This is a genomic window from Thermosporothrix sp. COM3 (assembly GCF_059696735.1).
This window is the reverse complement of record NZ_AP019376.1, coordinates 804,942-821,012: the sequence shown is the minus strand read 5'-3', so window position 1 is coordinate 821,012 and position 16,071 is coordinate 804,942. Positions and strand designations below refer to the sequence as shown.

Below are 16,071 nucleotides of genomic sequence, written 5' to 3'. Positions count from 1 at the left end.
TTTCTTGCGGCTATGACCAATCGCACTGTCTTGCTGGTAGCTTCCCCGGCCAACTGTTCCACCAGATCATAAAAAAGGGGCCCCTCCTTTTTCAGGAGAAGCCCTTCGCTGTGTCTGATGTGTCTTCTCATTACGGACGACGAGCCGGACCACCAACACCACCCATAACTGCTTTTGCGATCAACAAGAGAATAATTGCACCTATCAGGGCTGTAACAAATGTCCAGATGATCCCCTGTCCACCGAGATCGAATAGCCCGAGGATAATGCCGCCGAGAAGACCACCAACGATACCGAGAATAATGTTACCGAGAATTCCTAACCGATCCCCCTGCACAATGCGGTCAGCAATAGCGCCTGCAATACCACCAATCACAATCCAGACAATCCATGCCCAGAGAGTTCCAAGTACTCCAGCCATAATCACTGCTGAAACCATAATGTTTACCCTTTCCTTTCTCCAATGAGCAATTCTGTCAAAACTATTGATCAGAATATGAGTGCCAAATAGCACCACACCTTTCTGATGAAAGATGTTTTCCCTGCTCTTTGGCATCCCTCATCATTTCTATTTATGTTACGATTCATACCTATCAATAGGAGACAGATTTTTTTGCTTTTGGATCTGGCATCCGCATCCATCACGCTTTTTCTATATGCCTGATACCGCATCAGAGGCAGCCTGACAGGTCTCTCCACGGTCAGGATTTCCCCTGATTATTCTCTAAAAACTCATACGTATCTCTATTGCTCAATGCTGCAAAAGTGCCGCTTTCCTCAGTCATTGGTGATGGTGCCATCGGGATTCACACGGATAAGGACCTTTACCAGCGGCTTCGTTGCCGGGCCCCGCAACACTTTCCCATTGTCATAAGGATCAAAGGCGGCATTATGGCGCGGGCAAATCAACATCTGCTTCTCGGGATCATAGTGCACGGTCGCGCCCGCTTCATGGGTACAGGCGCTCTCATAAGCAACAAAGTTTCCATCGTTCAAGCGCACAAGAATCCCTGGCTTGTGGTCCTTCTCGTTGACGAACTCTTTCGCCGAGTTGAACTTTTGCTGGTCGCTCATGCCGATGACGCCCGGGGGCATGGCGGCCTGCTGCTCGGCATTATGCGCTGAGGTATTTTCCGAGGAAAATTGGAGCTTGCCTTGAAGGAAATAGGCAGCGAAGGGAGCGCCTGCAAGCAAAACACCACCAGTCGCAAGCGCCGCAATCACTCTACGCCGAGCGATCCCCTTCCGACGTGAAGCGGGCGGCCGCGTATCAGGCTGCTGCCTCGGGGGCTGCGCCGGTGATGGCTGCACCCGTTGCGTGGATGGCTGCGTTGTCGCTTCGGACGCATGAGTCAACCTGACCTTCGTAAGCGAGGTCGTCACTGTGGCCCAGGAGGGATGCAGGCCAGAGGCTGAGACTCGATTTGGAATGACGCCCTGCGATGGAATCCGCCTGAGAGGCTGCGTCTCGCTTCTTGTGGTTGGCGCTTTTGACTTTGCCACAACCGGGTACTCGCTGCTCTGCTCAGCAACGGCGATCAGGTTCAGGACGCGGGTCAACGCACGGGATAGCTTGCCCGCCTGTTGAAAGCGCCGCTCGGGGTCCTGCTCAAGCGCACGCTGTACCACCAGATCAAGGCTGGCAGGCAGATCAGGGCAAACATCACTGAGGGAGGGCATTGGCTGCCGGACATGCATCAGCGCCACTTCAAAGGGATCGCTCCCGCTAAAAGGCGGCCTGCCGCTGAGCATCTCGAAGAGAATCGCGCCAAGCGAGTAAACATCGGAGCTCACGCCCGCCGGCTTGCCAAGCACCACTTCAGGAGCGATATATTCAGGAGCGCCAAGAAAACTACCTGACAGGCTACAGAGATGGTCGTATGGGCCGGTTAGTGGCTCGATAATGCCCTGTACCGCCAGAATATCCACCAACCCGAAGCCGGCTATCTGCACCTGCTGCCGCTCATCCAGCCAGATATTCACCGGGCGCAGCGCCTTATGAATCACCCCCAGACGGTGCGCGTATTCCAGCGCCTCCGCCAGCGGTTGCAGGATACGCAACGCCTGATCGGGAGCCAGCCGTCCCTTCTTCAGGATGCTTGCCAGCGTATAGCTGTTGAGGAAGGGCGTGACAAGATAGGGAAACTCATCCTGAATGCCACAATCCAGAATCGGTAAAATATGTTGATGCTGTAAGCCGATAATTCTGGCGCTGATTCTGGCAAAACGCTGGAAGAAGCGCTCTTGAAGCGGGCGCGCACAGTCTGGCGGTAACAGGAAAACCGTCATCATCACTTCACGCACGGGCATCTCCTGCCGCGCAAGATACACCGCGTTCAGGCTTCCCTTCCCGAGCAGTTGTTCAATGCGATAGCGTCCAAATTTCCGCCCGACCAGCGCCCTCGCCGGTATTTCGGCAGAAGTGTGTAAAAATTTCTGCTCTCCCTGATTCACAGCGCTCCATCTCTCCTGAAACGTAGTAACACAAAATAAGAAACAATACTATGCCTGTATTCACCATGCTGTGTGCAGCTCTTGCTACAGCTCTTGAGAGAACTCCCGATATCGCTCTTGATATCGCTTCCCATAGTAACTATAGGGCCGGACCTTCCCCCCGTCAACATTCGGTCCCTTTCATTAGGACTAGTGGTGTATCGCGCTCCTTTCTATATCATACTGTATCATCACTCTCCTCCTCCTGACGGAGCTGCGGCAGACGAACAGTATAGATCGCCCCGAGAAACGCGCACATGTCGCTATCGGCCTCAGCAGCCTGCTCAAACTCTTTTCCCAGGGCGTCCAGACGCTCGATAAACTCTCGACGTCGCTTCATTGGCACCCGGGCAAGCGTGTGAACAAGCCCGCTCTGCGTGTCTTCTTGCATGGCGGTGAAGACCTCAGCCAGCACCGCGCCATGCATTTCGCGGGCAACACCCTTCATCTCGCTTTCTCTGGAAACAATGCCGAGAAAACTGCGCGCTACATTGCCATAATATCGCTCGGTAATAGCCCGTACCTGCCGGGTACGTACCACCTTGACCAGTCCAGCCTTTACCAGCACCTGAAGATGATGCGCCACGGTACTGGTCGGTAGTTGCAGCGCCTCTGCAAGCTGAATCGTGGTGGCCGCTCGCTCTTGCAACAAATTGATGATTTGCAGGCGAAGCGGCTCACCAAGCGCCTTATACTGCTCAGGCGTTTCCAGCCTCATTGTTTCTTCCAGTTCGTAATCAGGTTGCATCTCAATCATCCCTGTCTTGCTTTTTCTGCTTGCTCGCCACCTCAGAGGCGGCCTGTCCATTCTCCTTCATAGTATCATAGAACCACTCTTCCCATATGTACTAATTTCATGGTACAATCCAGATCAATCGAACATACGATATATGCCAGTCTTTCTACCTGTTTTTAGGAGGTCTTTCATGAGCGCCGAAACGGCTCCCCGGGGCTGGTTCACCCGCCTGCTGATTAACCGCAACTACGCCCTGTACTGGACAGGTATTTCTATTTCCAACTTCGGGGATTTTGTTTTTAGCTCGACCCTTCTGCTCTGGATCAGCTATCAGATAGGGCACAATCAAGCCTGGGGACCGCTGGCAGCCGGAGTGCTCGAACTCTGTATCGCGTTGCCTACGTTCCTTTTTGGTCCCATTGCCGGGGTTTTCGTTGATCGCTGGAACAAGCGTCGCACCATGCTGCTGATGGATGTTCTGCGGGCGGCGCTGATTCTGTTGTTGCTCCCCGTCTCAGGTGTCATTCCAGGGCGGCTCGACCCGCTCTGGCAGCTCATCTGTATCTATGGAGATATCTTTCTCTGCACCCTCTGCACGCTGCTCTTCTCCCCTGCGCGTGCGACCCTGAACCGCGATATCGTCCCGGACGAGCGACGCGAGCAAGCATCCAGCATGATCTATAGCAGTAACAGCACCTTTATGATACTCGCTCCGCTGCTTGCAGGGATCCTCTTTTTTAGCGCTGGAGCTGTCTGGGCGCTTATCATCAATGCGGGCTCGTTCTTGATCTCATTCTGCTGCATTCTGGCGGTACAGGCTCCCGCCGAAGCGAAGCGCAGCGAACAGGCCTCGCTTTTCCAGGAATTTACGTCGGGCGTTCGCTACGTGACAGGGAACTCGACGTTACGTTGTGTGCTCGTCAGTCTCTTTCTATTGATGCTTGGAGGTGGCATTACCAACACCCTGGGCCCGTTCTTTTTTGAACATAGCCTGCACGCCGCGCCCGCCCTCTTTCCGCAGTTTGAAGCGGTTGGTAGCGCGGGTCTGCTCCTCGGAGCGCTCAGCGCAACGTGGGGCTTGAGACGGCTCGGAGCGCTGCGCACCTTTCAGGGTGGCCTGGTGCTGATGGGCATCTTCGAGCTGCTCTTTTCACGCTCAACCAGCCTCTTTCCGGCGTTTCTGCTGACCTTTCTCACGGGTATCTGTAACTCGTTTCTCAATACCTCAGTCTCGCCTCTGGCAATGCGGCTGGTACCACGCGAGTATCTCGGGCGTGTCTTTGCCCTGATCGAGCCAGGCATGCGGCTGGCACAACTGATCTCAGCGCCTCTGGCGGGCTTTCTCATCAGCCACTATCTCTATCACCTGGACGCCTCGTTTCTGGGTCTCCACTTCGGTCCCTATGATACGCTGCTTGGCGTCTCTGCCCTGCTTGTGCTGGTGAGTGGCCTGTATGCCTGCTTCAGCATGAGAACCAAAAAAAATTCAGTGGAGACTCGCCATTGAGTCACCCACTGAATAAAAAACCGGAGATGGGACGGGTTACGCAGCCTGTTGAACCGTTTCGCGTCCCTGCGAGGCAACAAACTGCGAGATGGCGGCAAACACCAGACTGAGAAGAAAACCTATGCCTGCATAGATGCTCGTAACGGTAATCGCGCTCCTCAGACCGGCCTCCATTCTTGCATTATAGAAGACGAGCGAGCGCAGACCGTCAGAGAGATAGCGCAACGGCAACCAGCCACTCAGCGCCCGGAAGAAATCGGGAACCATTTGCAGCGGATAGATACCGCCCGCAGCCGGAACGCCCAGGATCGTCGTCAGGAAGAGGGCCAGCAGAACGCCGATCTCGCCAAAGCCGGTCGCAAGCGCCAGCGTAATCAGCCCGATCGCGCCGATACCCAGGATCGAGAACCAACCAAGCTTCACGCCATCGGATACCGGCATGCCGAAGCAGTTCACAGCCAGCCAGGTAAGCACAGGACCCATGACAACGGCCAGGATCACAACCAGCACCAGCTTGCTGAACCAGAGCAGCAGCGGCGAAATCTGGCCGCGCGGGAAGCGAATCGCTTTGCCGAAGACATCAACCTCAATTCGACCGATCACCAGTTCGGTTCCCAGATGAATGATGGTGGTGCCCAGGTAGCCGATCAGCGAGAGCATCAGCGAGAAGTAGAACGCACCGATACCATGCCCTGATTTCGCTCCGGTCGGCTCTGCGTCAGTCACGGTCGGAATAACAGACTTCTGAAGCTGTCCCTGAATTTCGGCAATGCGCTTTGTCTGGTCAGCGGCTTGCTTCGCGGCCTCGGTCGCCTGCGCCTTGATAACGCCCTGCGGGTCCGTCATCAACTGCTGCTGGAAAAGCTGATATTCTGCCGGGGTCTGCGGGGTCTTCAACTTGATTCCAGCAGGCTTGATAGCAGGAAGAGCTGTCAACACGTCGTTCGTTGCCTTCATCGCGGCCCCCTGAGCAATCTTCTCACCTTCGGAACCGGCAATACTTCCGGCAGCGTGGTTGGTCAGGACCTCAAGCGTGACGGGCTCTTTCTTGTTCTGCTTCTTAAGATCACGCAATTGCGCAATCCGAGACGTATAATCAGATGGGATGACAATTGCAGCATATGCTTCATCATTGTTCAGTTGATCGAGCGCAGCCTGACGATTCTTGACCTCAATCCACTTGATTTTATTCGCATCTTTATTATTCTTGCTATTGATATCTTTGATCTTCTCTGTAATCTTGTCTCCGAGGTTGATCTGTTTGCCATCGAGCTTTGCGCCATGATCTTCATTGGCAATCAAAATCGGAAAATCCTGCATATTTCCCTCTGGATCGAGCAAGCCGCCGAGATAACTCGCGGGGATCGCCAGCGTGACCAGTCCGGCGACCACCAGCACGATCCAGGTAAGCGGGTGTAACAAAAGCTGCTTCTTCACGAAAAATCACCTTCCCACTACAGTTTTTTGCTTCGTTGTTTGGACCAATTTGTGCTAGAATCAATACTGAAATCTGAGGCTCACCTCATGTTTTCTTCCACATCGAGGAGTATAGCTTATTTTTGACCGGATTGCAATAGGAACATGAGGTCATATTCATATTTCTGCTTTGGTTGACAGAGGAAAGGAAAGCGCCTTATACTTTGCGCTGAAAACTTCCTGTGGCGTCAGGCATCCACACTAGATCGAGGTAGCACACTATGCAAGACAAAAAGGAACACATCGTCGAACAGGACTCATTCCGCCAGTTAGCAGCATCTCTGTTTGAGGATCAGGATTTTCCCCGTATTCCGCAGCAAGCGCGTAGCCGCGAAAAGCGCCGAGAACTGCTCAAGGCCGCAGTGCCTCTCTTCATCGAGAAGGGCTATATTGGCACCACCGCCGACGAGATCGCGCAGGCCGCGGGGGTCAGCGTGGGCACATTCTACAGCTACTTCCGCAACAAACGACAGGTGCTGATCGCCATCTTTCTCGAACAACTTGAGGAGATTTTCAGCCATATCCGCCTGATCGACATGGATTTCAGCTTAGACGATTACCGCGCCACCATTCGCACGGCAGTCAGCGCGGCGCTGCTCCAGGCGAATATGCGCTTACGGCAGGTCTGGCACGAACTGGTCACGCAAGATCAAAGTCTGGAGCCCTACCAGCGGCTGATTCGAGAGTATATTCTTCAAGAGCTTGAGAAGAAGATTCAGGTTGCCGTCGAGCGAGGAAGGACCTGGCCTGATCTCGATATTGAGGCCACTGCGCTGGTGCTCCTATCCCTGTTCGACACCATGAGCATCGTCGTCCCCTCGGAAGTGGGCACAGAACGCCTGATCGACGCCATCACCGATATGATCTATCGCACCCTGTTCCCGCCAAAAGAGCTAGCACGCTAGCCAGAAAGCCCCTGTATACTCTTGACAGGGGGCTTTTTTTTCGCCTATACTATGTCACAGTGACATGTCACCATGACCTATATGGCAGGAGAAAGGAATACATCGATAGAGTGTAATGCATTATGAGCTTATCATCCTGGGTGTTCTGATGCTGCACCCCGCTCACGGCTACAAGATCAGTAAAGTAATCCAGAAAGCAACCGGCCCCTTTACCAGGATCAGCCACGGACGTCTGTATCCGCTGCTCAATAAGATGCAGAAGGAAGGCCTGATTATATGCCTGGAAAACGAGGGCAGTGGCGAGCGTCAGGCACGCAAGTATCAGATCACGGATGCAGGCCGCAAGCGTTTCCATGATCTCTTAATGGACACCCGGTCCCACCAGTACGACTACCAGCGATTCTTTTTGCAGAAGGTCGCCTGGTTTCCCTTTTTGCCGCCTGAGGAGCAATTGTTTCTGGTAGAAGATTATATTGAATATTGTCAGAAACATATTGAACATTATTCGGAAAAAGTTGGGGCTCTTTGTCGAAATGAGCTTCCTCCTGTCCTTTCTCAACATGCACTCACGATGAGCAATCATTCTCTCAAGCAATGGAAGCTTGAGCTTGCATGGGCGCAAGAGCTGCGTGCCGAAATTCAAAATGAATTGCAGGCGCGCACTCAAACATAGCAATGTATCAATAGTAGACCCTGCGAACTGAAGGAGTTCTCTCACACCATGCAAAGCAATACAAACCAGCCAGCAGAAGCGGGTTTCACGCTTCCTGGGGGTAGGACTGTCAATCCCTGGCTGGCACTCGTGTCGTTGCTCTTTGGCTTCTTTATGGCCTTGCTCGACGCCACGATTATGAATATCGCAATTCCAGACATACAGACGAAATTACAGACTGATCTCACCACTGTGACCTGGGCTCTGAACGCCTACAGTCTGACCTTCGCCGTGCTGCTGGTCACGATGGGACGGTTGGCCGACCAGTACGGGCGCAAGCGCATCTTCATGTTTGGAATGATCGTCTTCAGCCTGGCCTCGCTGTTATGCGCCCTTTCCGGCACCATTGGGGGATGGACAGGGCCCCCGGCGTGAACTGGCTGATTGGTTTCCGCGCCCTTCAAGGCATCGGCGCTTCGTCGATGAACGCGGTCAGTCTGGCTCTGGTGACGGCCATCTTTCCCGCCGAGAAGCGTGGGGCTGCAATGGGCGTCTGGGGGGCCTCATCGGGTCTGGCTGCCGCTGCCGGTCCAGTGCTTGGTGGTTTCCTGATTCAGAATTTTGACTGGCGCTGGATCTTCTTCGTCAACCTGCCGTTCTGTCTGGTTGGCCTGGTCATGGTTACGCTCTTCGTGCCCGAGAACCGCGATCATAACACAAGCAAGGCCGTCGATGTTGCAGGCGTGCTGACGCTCTCCGGCACCATCTTCTGTCTGGTGCTGGCAATCATGCAGGGCAATGACTGGGGCTGGAGTTCGCCAACGATCATCGGGCTCCTGGTCGCGACCGTGGTGCTGCTGGCGCTCTTTGTCCTGGTAGAACTGCGTCAGCGCTACCCGATTGTAGATTTCAGTCTCTTCAAACGGAGGAGCTTCAGCGCGACCAACGTGGTGATGTTCCTGTTTGGCTTCGCGATGCAGGGCGGCTCACTGATTCTGGTGCTCTACTTCGTCAACCTGCTTGGCTATGACGAACTGGGCGCGGCCTATGCCTTGATCCCGTTCCCGCTGGCGAGCTTTGTCGTATCGGCTATCGCCGGGCGCATCAGAACAAACCCGCAGATCCTGGGCCTGATCGGCACCTTTCTGCTTACCGTCAGTCTGGTGACATTTGCCCTGCTGACACCCGATGCCAGCTACCTTGATATCGTCTGGCGTGGGATCCTCTTTGGCGCAGGGATGGGACTTGTCTTCCAGGCCTTCCCGGCAATCGTGCTTTCCGAGGTACCTCGCACGAAACTGGGCGTGGGAAGCGGCATCTTCAACACGTTCCGCCAGATTGGCTTCAGTCTCGGCGTCGCGGTCCTGATCAGCCTCTTTACCGGCCAGATTCAAGCCAATATGCAGCAGGCCAGCACAAACGCTGTTTCCATTGTGCAGGCAGATACCAAACTGCCTCAGCCAATGCGTGATGGCATTGTTCAGGGGCTCAAGAGCGCCAAAACGAATAGTAGCAACTATCGAGAAGGCGCATCTGGAGGCAATTCATCGAATCAGTTTGATCTTACCAAACTGGCCGATCAGTTGCCGCCACAGGTCCCCGAACAGCAGCGCAATGCCATTCGCACTGAATTGAAGGATATCAACTCGCAGATCCAGCACGAGTTCAAGGCGCAAATGACGCATGCCTTTACCGCCACGTGGTGGGCCGCGGCGGTGGCCTCCCTGCTCAGCTTCCTGGGTGCCTTCCTGGCTCGAGCCCCGAAGCGCTCGGAGATCAACACCGAGCAGGCCAAAGAACTCGCCATGAGCGCGCACTAAACCGGAAAAGAAAGGTCATCATCGAGGAGATGGCCTTTCTTTCCCTCTCCCCCTGTTTTGGCTTGACAGGCGCCTTTTCTTCCCCTATACTATCCTCATTGACAAATTACAACATATCTCTTTTTCAAAAATTTTCTTTCAGTAACTCTCACAAAATAGACATCGAATCAGGAGACGAATGACCTATGAAGCTCGCAGAAGCGCTTGTTCTCCGTGCCGATCTTCAAAAGCGACTGGCGCAGTTGCATTCTCGTATGTTGCAGTCCGTTCTTGTGCAGGAAGGCGACACCCCGCCTGAAGATCCACAGGAACTCCGGGCCGAGTATAGCCGCTTGCTCCAGGAATTGCAAACGCTGATCGTGCGCATTAATAAGACAAACCTGCAAACGCGCTTCGACGAGCACCAGACCCTGACCGAGGCACTGGCCCGCCGCGATATCCTTTCAAAAGAATATACCTTCCTGCATGAAGCGGCAAATACCGCTGCGGATCGAACCGACCGCTATGGTCACGCTGAGATTCGCAAAGTCGCAACCGTCGATGTCGCGGCGCTCCGCAAGCAGGCCGATGAGATCGCACGCCGTCGACGTGAGCTCGATACAGCCATTCAGGAAAAAAACTGGCTCACCGAGCTGGTCGACTAGAGAGAGAAAGTCGGTACCCGATTTCTGTGCACAGTAGCGACCACAAACCCCGCCTTAGGGTTATAAGGCACTTTTGAGTGTGCCCAGAGGACGAGGCACGTTTTCATTGTTATCGTCCGGCATTGTGACAAGAGTACCGGGCATCGCGCACTGTTCACTACCGCGTGGAGGACTGATACCGGAAGTCGGGGAGGGTGGGTTCGGGGACTCTCTCTCTACTCAACCTGCTATTCTGAATGAGATCGCACGGCTGCCAATCGGGCATGAAAACCCTGTTTCTAACCCTCTCTGCCCTCAAGAATACGATAGAGCAGCTTCAGATCAAGGTGCTGACGCAACAGAGCCGCCAGTTTATCATATTCCTGTTGTCGACTGAAGGTTGTATCTGGCTGCGGCTCATCCTGCGTATAGCGTCGCTTCCAGAGCGCCTGTATCACCGCTTTCCTGAATGCCTCGTTCTCGAACAGACCGTGGAGATAGCATCCGGCTTTCCATCCATCCGCGCTGATCCATCCATCCGTTTCCCCCTGTACAAGGCCAAAAAGCGGGTTCTCGGGGGCCCGGGTGCGCCCGGCATGAATCTGATAGGCCTGTAACTCACTATCGTCCAGAGCCGCAAATAGACCGCGTCTCGTCAATATCCGCGCCCGGCTCTGCTGTGTCACCTTCTCCTCAAGCGAGACAAAGCCGGTCTCAACGGGCAGCAGATTCAGCCCGGGCTCAACCGTTCCCGGAGCGCTCTCCACCCCCTCGGGGTCGCTGACCCGTTCGCCTAGCATCTGATAACCGCCACAGATTCCCAGTAACGCGGCTCCTTGCGCGGCATGATGTCGAATCTGCAACGCCAGTCCGCTACGCCAGAGCCAGCCAAGATCTGAGAGTGTGTTTTTACTGCCGGGCAAGATAATCAGATCGGGCCGCTCTGGAAGCTCCTCCGGACTCCCTACCAGGGAGAGGCGCACCTGCGGCTCGGCAGCCAGTGCGTCAAATTCGTCGAAGTTGCTCAAATAGGGATAACGAATAACAACGATATCCACGGCTCGGGTCCGCTTTTGAGGCCGCTGTAAGAGACTCGTTCCCCGCTCAAGTGAGACGGAATCCTCTTCAGCAATCACAATGTCGGTATAGTAGGGGACAGTCCCGAGTACCGGCACATCAGCCATGCGCGCAAGCAAGCGCTCCCCATCACGCCAGAGCGCCAGATCTCCCCGAAATTTGTTGACAATCAACCCTTTCACTCGTGCCCGCTCCTCTGGCTTGAAGAGCTGTAACGTACCAAGCAAAGAGGCAAAGATTCCGCCACGATCAATATCGCCAACCAGCAACACGGGAGCATCTGCCAGATGAGCCACCGCCATGTTCACCAGATCATATTGCGCAAGATTCAGCTCGACAGGGCTTCCCGCGCCCTCAATCAGTACCAGATCAAAACGCTGCCGAAGCGCCTCAAGCGAGCGCTGCACCACCTCACGAAAACCGGTACGATGCCTGTAATACTCCTGCGCCTCCATCCGACGCAGCGGACGACCAAGCATCACCACCTGACTGCGCGAATTGCCCTCGGGTTTCAGCAGAATCGGGTTCATTTCAACCGCGGGCTCAATGCCAGCAGCCTCGGCCTGGACTGCCTGCGCACGCCCTATTTCGCCACCATCAGCGGTCACAAAAGAATTGAGGGCCATATTTTGCGCTTTAAATGGCGCTACTCGTAGCCCCTCCTGCGCGAACAGCCGACAGAGCCCCGTTACCAGCGTGCTTTTGCCAACTGTCGAGGCTGTTCCTTGAATCATCAGTGTTTTTGCTAGCCTCATATTATCTCCTGCAATGCAGCGACCAGGCGCGGCCACTCGTCCCGTCGCCGCGTCGCCACCCGGATATAGCGTGGCAGGCCAAACGATGTACAATCACGAACCAGAAGCGCTTTTCGCAGCAAGCACTGCCGCACCTCGACCGCTGACCCAACATCAAGCAGACAGTAATGCGTGTGTGAAGGGATCATCGGCCAGCGTGCCAGCGCACGAAAAAAGTGCTCGCGTTCGATAGCAAGCGCGCTCATCGTCATCCTCAGGTGATCACGATCCGCAAGGGCGGCCACGCCCGCCAGTTGTGCCGCGCCATTGACATTCCATGAGGGCAGGTAACTTTGAAGCTGGCGCGCCCGCTCAGGAGGCAGTACAGCATAGCCGAGCCGCAACGCAGCCAGCGCGTAATCTTTCGTCATCGAGCGCAACACCACCACATGCTCGGCAAGTGGACCGGCCAGCAGCGGAAGAGCCGCACTCGTGGCTTCAGGCACGACAAAGCGATAGTAGGACTCGTCGATCACCAGTAGCGCGTTACAGGCAGTGCAGGATTGTGCAAGTCGGAAAAGCTGTTCCCCGGTCAGGAGAGCCCCTGTCGGGTTATTCGGGTTACAGAGCCAGACCAGCGCCGGGCACTGCCGCTCAAGCCAGGTACACGCCGCCTCCACATCAAGCTGAAAGGCCGCTTCCTCACACGCCGGGAACGTGAGAATAGTCGCATCTACCGCCTCAGAGGCAGCTTTGTACTCTCCAAAGGTCGGAGGGAAAAGCGCTACCTTCGCACCAGGATACAGAAAGGTGCGAGCAAGCGCCCAGATCAGCTCGCTTGCCCCATTGCCACAAACCAGCATTTCAGGCACAAGCGGAACATCTGCCAGATCGGTCGCGAGCAGCGCCCGTTTCAGCGCAAGGCAATCCCGATCCGGGTAGCGTTCAGGGATAAGGGAACGAAGCGCCTCCCGAACCCGAGGCGATGGGCCATAGGGATTCGAGTTCACACTACAATCAAGAACCGCGTCGGGATGCAGGCCCAGACGTTCCAGTTCCGCGAAATCAAGCGCCCCGTGCATAACTGTATGCATTAGCGGTTTCTCATGCATACCTGCCTCCACAAGAGAGCAAGCAGCAGGCCACCGCCGCCCACAAGCCAGACCATCCGCTCGGCGCGTTGAATGTGCAGTGGCGTCAGCTCCTTTTGCTTCTCCCCTAGAACATAGTGCCCGACCTTCTCTAACCGCACCCCAAGCGCTCCGGCAGCCGCCGCCATCGGATGTCCGGCATTGGGACTCGCCGTGTTGCGGGCGTCACGCCGCCAGATGCGCCACGCCTGCCGTCGATCTCCTCCAAACAGGGGAGCACAGAGCACAATCAGGCTAGCAGTCAGGCGGGAGGGCACCAGATTGAGCAGGTCATCCAGGCGGGCCGCCGCTTTGCCCAGATACTCATACGTGCCGCGATAGCCGATCATTGAGTCGAAGGTATTGACCAGGCGGTAGAGCGCCGCGCCCGGCAGGCCAAAGCAGGCATAATAAAACAGTGGCGCAACCACCGAATCGCTGAGGTTTTCGGCCAGCGACTCGATAGCCGCCGCGCCTGCAAGCTCCGCGTCCAATCGGGAGCGATCACGGCTCACCAGGCTCCGCAGCGCCTCCCGAGCCGCAACGATGTCATCGCGTTCGAGGGCCTGCCGTACCTCAGCACCCGCATCAACCAGCATCCGCAGCGCAAAAAATGGTTTGAGGCCCGCCCCGATCAGCAACCCATACAGCACAATCCCCACAGCGCCACGATGACGAACCCGCTTCGCAAGCCGCTGCACAATCCAGGCAGGGACCAGAGCAAAGGGGGCAGCCAGCACAAGCATCAGGACACCATAGCACAACTGTGCTCCCGGTTGCCCGGGCGCTCGCTTTTCCAGCCCGCGAATCAGTTTTCCATACCAGACAACTGGATGAAGCGACAACGGAGGTTCTCCTAGCAGATCGAGCCCCTGTGCCACAAGCAGCGCCGCCAGTTCAATCATCCAGCGATGTATCACTAGAACTCGATTCCTTTCTGCGACTTGACTTTGAGATAATGGTGCTTGACTTCCCGAACCTCTGAAACGGTATCGGCATAGTCAATGAGCTCGGGCAGCGCATCGCGTCCGGTGACGATCAGGTGCAGCCCTTCGGGACGTCGGTCAAAGATCTCGCGCACCTCTTCCCAGGAAATCCATCCATAGGTCAGCACGTAGGTCATCTCGTCAAGCACGATCAGGTCATAAGCGCCAGACAGGATCTTCTGCTTGCAGAGTTCCCATCCCTCGCGAGCCAGCCGCTTATCTTTCTCGATATCCTTTGAGAGCCAGGTGAAGCCACTGCCCAGAGGGTGAACCTCGATGCCCAGACGATGCGCGGCCTTCTCTTCGCCCCAGTTCGCCGTGCTGGCCTTGATAAATTGCAGGATACAGACGCGCATGCCCTGTCCCCAGGCCCGAAACACCTGCCCGAGAGCCGCCGTCGTCTTGCCCTTGCCATTGCCGGTATTGACGATCACCAGCCCCTTCTTGATTGCCGATTTGCTCTGCTTGAGTTCCTCTTTATAGCGCTCTCGCTGCTGTGCACGCACTTCTTCGTTCATGCGCTTCACTCCCTTCAAGAAAAGAAATGCAGGGAAGAACGCGCCTTCCCTGCCAGCGAGCTTAGATCGTGTCCGAACAATACTGCGGAAGCTTCTCGGTAAACTTATCAGGATGGACAATCTGAGCAATACAGCGCAGACCCTGCACCAGACGCGGCCCGGCATGCTGCGTGATATTCACGTTCACATGATAGACCTGCTTCTCCTTCACAGCCTGAATGCCTCCCCAGTTCGGGCGCTTATAGACGAGCGAGGGATCACCACCATATTTCGGGTCCTCGGTCAGAATAATATACGCCGGGTTTGCGCGAATAATCGCTTCATCGGTCACCTGAGGATAGCCGCCGTTGCTGTTATTCTCTGCAAAGATGTTGATTGCATTCGCATCGCGCAGCATCTCATCACCGAAAGACCCCTTCCCGAAGACAAAGGGCTTGCCCGCCGTGCTGTTATCCACCTCAAGCAGCACCTTTGGCTTCTCCGTGCCTGCGACCTTCTGAATGATGTCCTGACGCTCCTTTGTGGCCTGCTCATAGACCTCCTGTGCCTTCTGTTCGGTGTGCGTCAGCTTGCCAACAATCAGAATTTGCTCAAGTGATTTTGTGAAGTCCACTGCCGGGAGATCCACCACGTTGAGGCCAAGACCACGCAGCTTATCATCAACCTCATGAGTTATTCCGCCATGAGACAGCACCAGATCAGGCTTGAGGGCTGTAATCTGCTCGATGTTGTACTTGCCCATTGCATCCGAGATGCGCGGCTTTGAAGTCAGCTCTTTGGGGTAGGTAGTATAGTTATCGACTGCAACGACTTTATCCTGCAAGCCAAGCGCACCGAGCATTTCGCTGGTATTCGCGGTCAGCGAGATAATGCGCTGTGGTGCAGTTTTAGGATAAACAATCGGCGTTCCGCGATCATCGACCGCAGGCGTTGCCGCCACCGTCGGCGTGGTAGCAGGCTTGTCCACTGTCTGCTGAGCACCGCCACAGGCAGCCAGCACGAGAGTGAGCAGGAAAAGAAGAGAAATACGGAACGAGATGAGACGGGTAGACATAAAACGAAACCCTCCACTGAAAATCCTTCGCCCGCCGTCACCTCACGTCTTCTGGAGCACAGGTAAAGTGAGCCGTGAAGCACCTTCTGCCTTCACAAGCTATCGGTATGCGCTCGGTTCGCTCCCTTTGACGCGAAGGATCGTGAGCATTCCCTTTCTCGGGCAGGTCTCCTGACTTCTGGCTCCAAACGCTCCCCGTCTGCCTTCCCATAGCTTTTCGCTCAGTGGCATTGCTCTCACATCAACGAGAGGACGGGGCGCTCACCAGTCACAGTAGCGCGTCTGTGCCGGATTCACACCGGCTTCCCTATTCTGCCTGCTTCTTGCAGGCCACCCGACAAAGCAAATATCAATTATCCA

General features: G+C 55.4%; 15 protein-coding genes and 1 riboswitch. Of the genes, 6 read left to right on the top strand and 9 right to left on the bottom strand.

What is annotated here, in order from left to right:
* Positions 1 to 130: 130 nt before the first annotated feature.
* The 3 genes from KTH_RS03535 to KTH_RS03525 form a co-directional block, all read right to left on the bottom strand.
* Positions 131 to 439, bottom strand: coding sequence for a GlsB/YeaQ/YmgE family stress response membrane protein (locus KTH_RS03535; protein WP_111323895.1), 309 nt, complete (start codon positions 437 to 439; stop codon positions 131 to 133).
* Between the two features lie 338 nt (positions 440 to 777).
* The gene (locus tag KTH_RS03530) at positions 778 to 2,454 is read right to left on the bottom strand and encodes a protein kinase domain-containing protein (RefSeq protein WP_111323896.1); all 1,677 of its coding nucleotides are present in this window, start codon (positions 2,452 to 2,454) and stop codon (positions 778 to 780) included.
* Between the two features lie 217 nt (positions 2,455 to 2,671).
* Complete coding sequence (locus KTH_RS03525) at positions 2,672 to 3,250, bottom strand: ArsR/SmtB family transcription factor (protein WP_111323897.1); 579 nt, start codon at positions 3,248 to 3,250, stop codon at positions 2,672 to 2,674.
* 169 nt (positions 3,251 to 3,419) lie between these two features.
* Between KTH_RS03525 and KTH_RS03520 the strand changes: the two genes are divergently transcribed.
* The gene (locus KTH_RS03520) at positions 3,420 to 4,736 is read left to right on the top strand and encodes an MFS transporter (RefSeq protein WP_170142712.1); all 1,317 of its coding nucleotides are present in this window, start codon (positions 3,420 to 3,422) and stop codon (positions 4,734 to 4,736) included.
* A 36-nt stretch (positions 4,737 to 4,772) separates the two neighbouring features.
* Here the strand turns inward: KTH_RS03520 and KTH_RS03515 are convergent, their stop codons facing one another.
* Positions 4,773 to 6,173: a YhgE/Pip domain-containing protein gene (locus tag KTH_RS03515; protein ID WP_111323899.1), complete on the bottom strand. Its 1,401-nt coding sequence runs from the start codon at positions 6,171 to 6,173 to the stop codon at positions 4,773 to 4,775.
* Between the two features lie 260 nt (positions 6,174 to 6,433).
* On the opposite strand from KTH_RS03515, the gene KTH_RS03510 reads away from it, so the two are divergent.
* From KTH_RS03510 to KTH_RS03490, 5 genes are all read left to right on the top strand, one after another.
* A complete protein-coding gene (locus KTH_RS03510; protein WP_111323900.1) occupies positions 6,434 to 7,117 on the top strand; it encodes a TetR/AcrR family transcriptional regulator in 684 nt (227 codons plus the stop codon).
* Between the two features lie 115 nt (positions 7,118 to 7,232).
* Complete coding sequence (locus KTH_RS03505; protein ID WP_111323901.1) at positions 7,233 to 7,790, top strand: PadR family transcriptional regulator; 558 nt, start codon at positions 7,233 to 7,235, stop codon at positions 7,788 to 7,790.
* Between the two features lie 48 nt (positions 7,791 to 7,838).
* Positions 7,839 to 8,204: an MFS transporter gene (locus tag KTH_RS03500; RefSeq protein WP_497616469.1), complete on the top strand. Its 366-nt coding sequence runs from the start codon at positions 7,839 to 7,841 to the stop codon at positions 8,202 to 8,204.
* Complete coding sequence (locus KTH_RS03495; protein ID WP_497616467.1) at positions 8,183 to 9,589, top strand: DHA2 family efflux MFS transporter permease subunit; 1,407 nt, start codon at positions 8,183 to 8,185, stop codon at positions 9,587 to 9,589. Before KTH_RS03500 ends, KTH_RS03495 begins: the two co-directional genes overlap by 22 nt.
* 185 nt (positions 9,590 to 9,774) lie before the next feature.
* Positions 9,775 to 10,233, top strand: coding sequence for a DIP1984 family protein (locus KTH_RS03490; protein WP_111323903.1), 459 nt, complete (start codon positions 9,775 to 9,777; stop codon positions 10,231 to 10,233).
* Positions 10,234 to 10,511: 278 nt separating this feature from the next.
* Here the strand turns inward: KTH_RS03490 and KTH_RS03485 are convergent, their stop codons facing one another.
* From KTH_RS03485 to KTH_RS03465, 5 genes are all read right to left on the bottom strand, one after another.
* Positions 10,512 to 12,044, bottom strand: coding sequence for a cobyric acid synthase (locus KTH_RS03485; protein ID WP_497616464.1), 1,533 nt, complete (start codon positions 12,042 to 12,044; stop codon positions 10,512 to 10,514).
* Entirely contained in the window at positions 12,041 to 13,135 is a 1,095-nt protein-coding gene (locus KTH_RS03480) for a pyridoxal phosphate-dependent aminotransferase (protein ID WP_497616463.1), read from the bottom strand. The genes KTH_RS03485 and KTH_RS03480 overlap by 4 nt, the downstream gene beginning before the upstream one ends.
* Positions 13,117 to 14,073 carry an adenosylcobinamide-phosphate synthase CbiB gene (cbiB, locus tag KTH_RS03475; protein WP_497616462.1) on the bottom strand — a complete coding sequence of 319 codons (957 nt, stop codon included), beginning with the start codon at positions 14,071 to 14,073 and terminating at the stop codon, positions 13,117 to 13,119. Before cbiB ends, KTH_RS03480 begins: the two co-directional genes overlap by 19 nt.
* On the bottom strand, positions 14,073 to 14,657 hold the full coding sequence (cobO, locus tag KTH_RS03470) for a cob(I)yrinic acid a,c-diamide adenosyltransferase (RefSeq protein ID WP_497616460.1): 585 nt from the start codon (positions 14,655 to 14,657) through the stop codon (positions 14,073 to 14,075). Before cobO ends, cbiB begins: the two co-directional genes overlap by 1 nt.
* 61 nt (positions 14,658 to 14,718) lie before the next feature.
* A complete protein-coding gene (locus KTH_RS03465) occupies positions 14,719 to 15,711 on the bottom strand; it encodes an ABC transporter substrate-binding protein (RefSeq protein ID WP_497616458.1) in 993 nt (330 codons plus the stop codon).
* A gap of 144 nt (positions 15,712 to 15,855) precedes the next feature.
* Positions 15,856 to 16,064: riboswitch (cobalamin riboswitch) on the bottom strand.
* Positions 16,065 to 16,071: the final 7 nt, after the last annotated feature.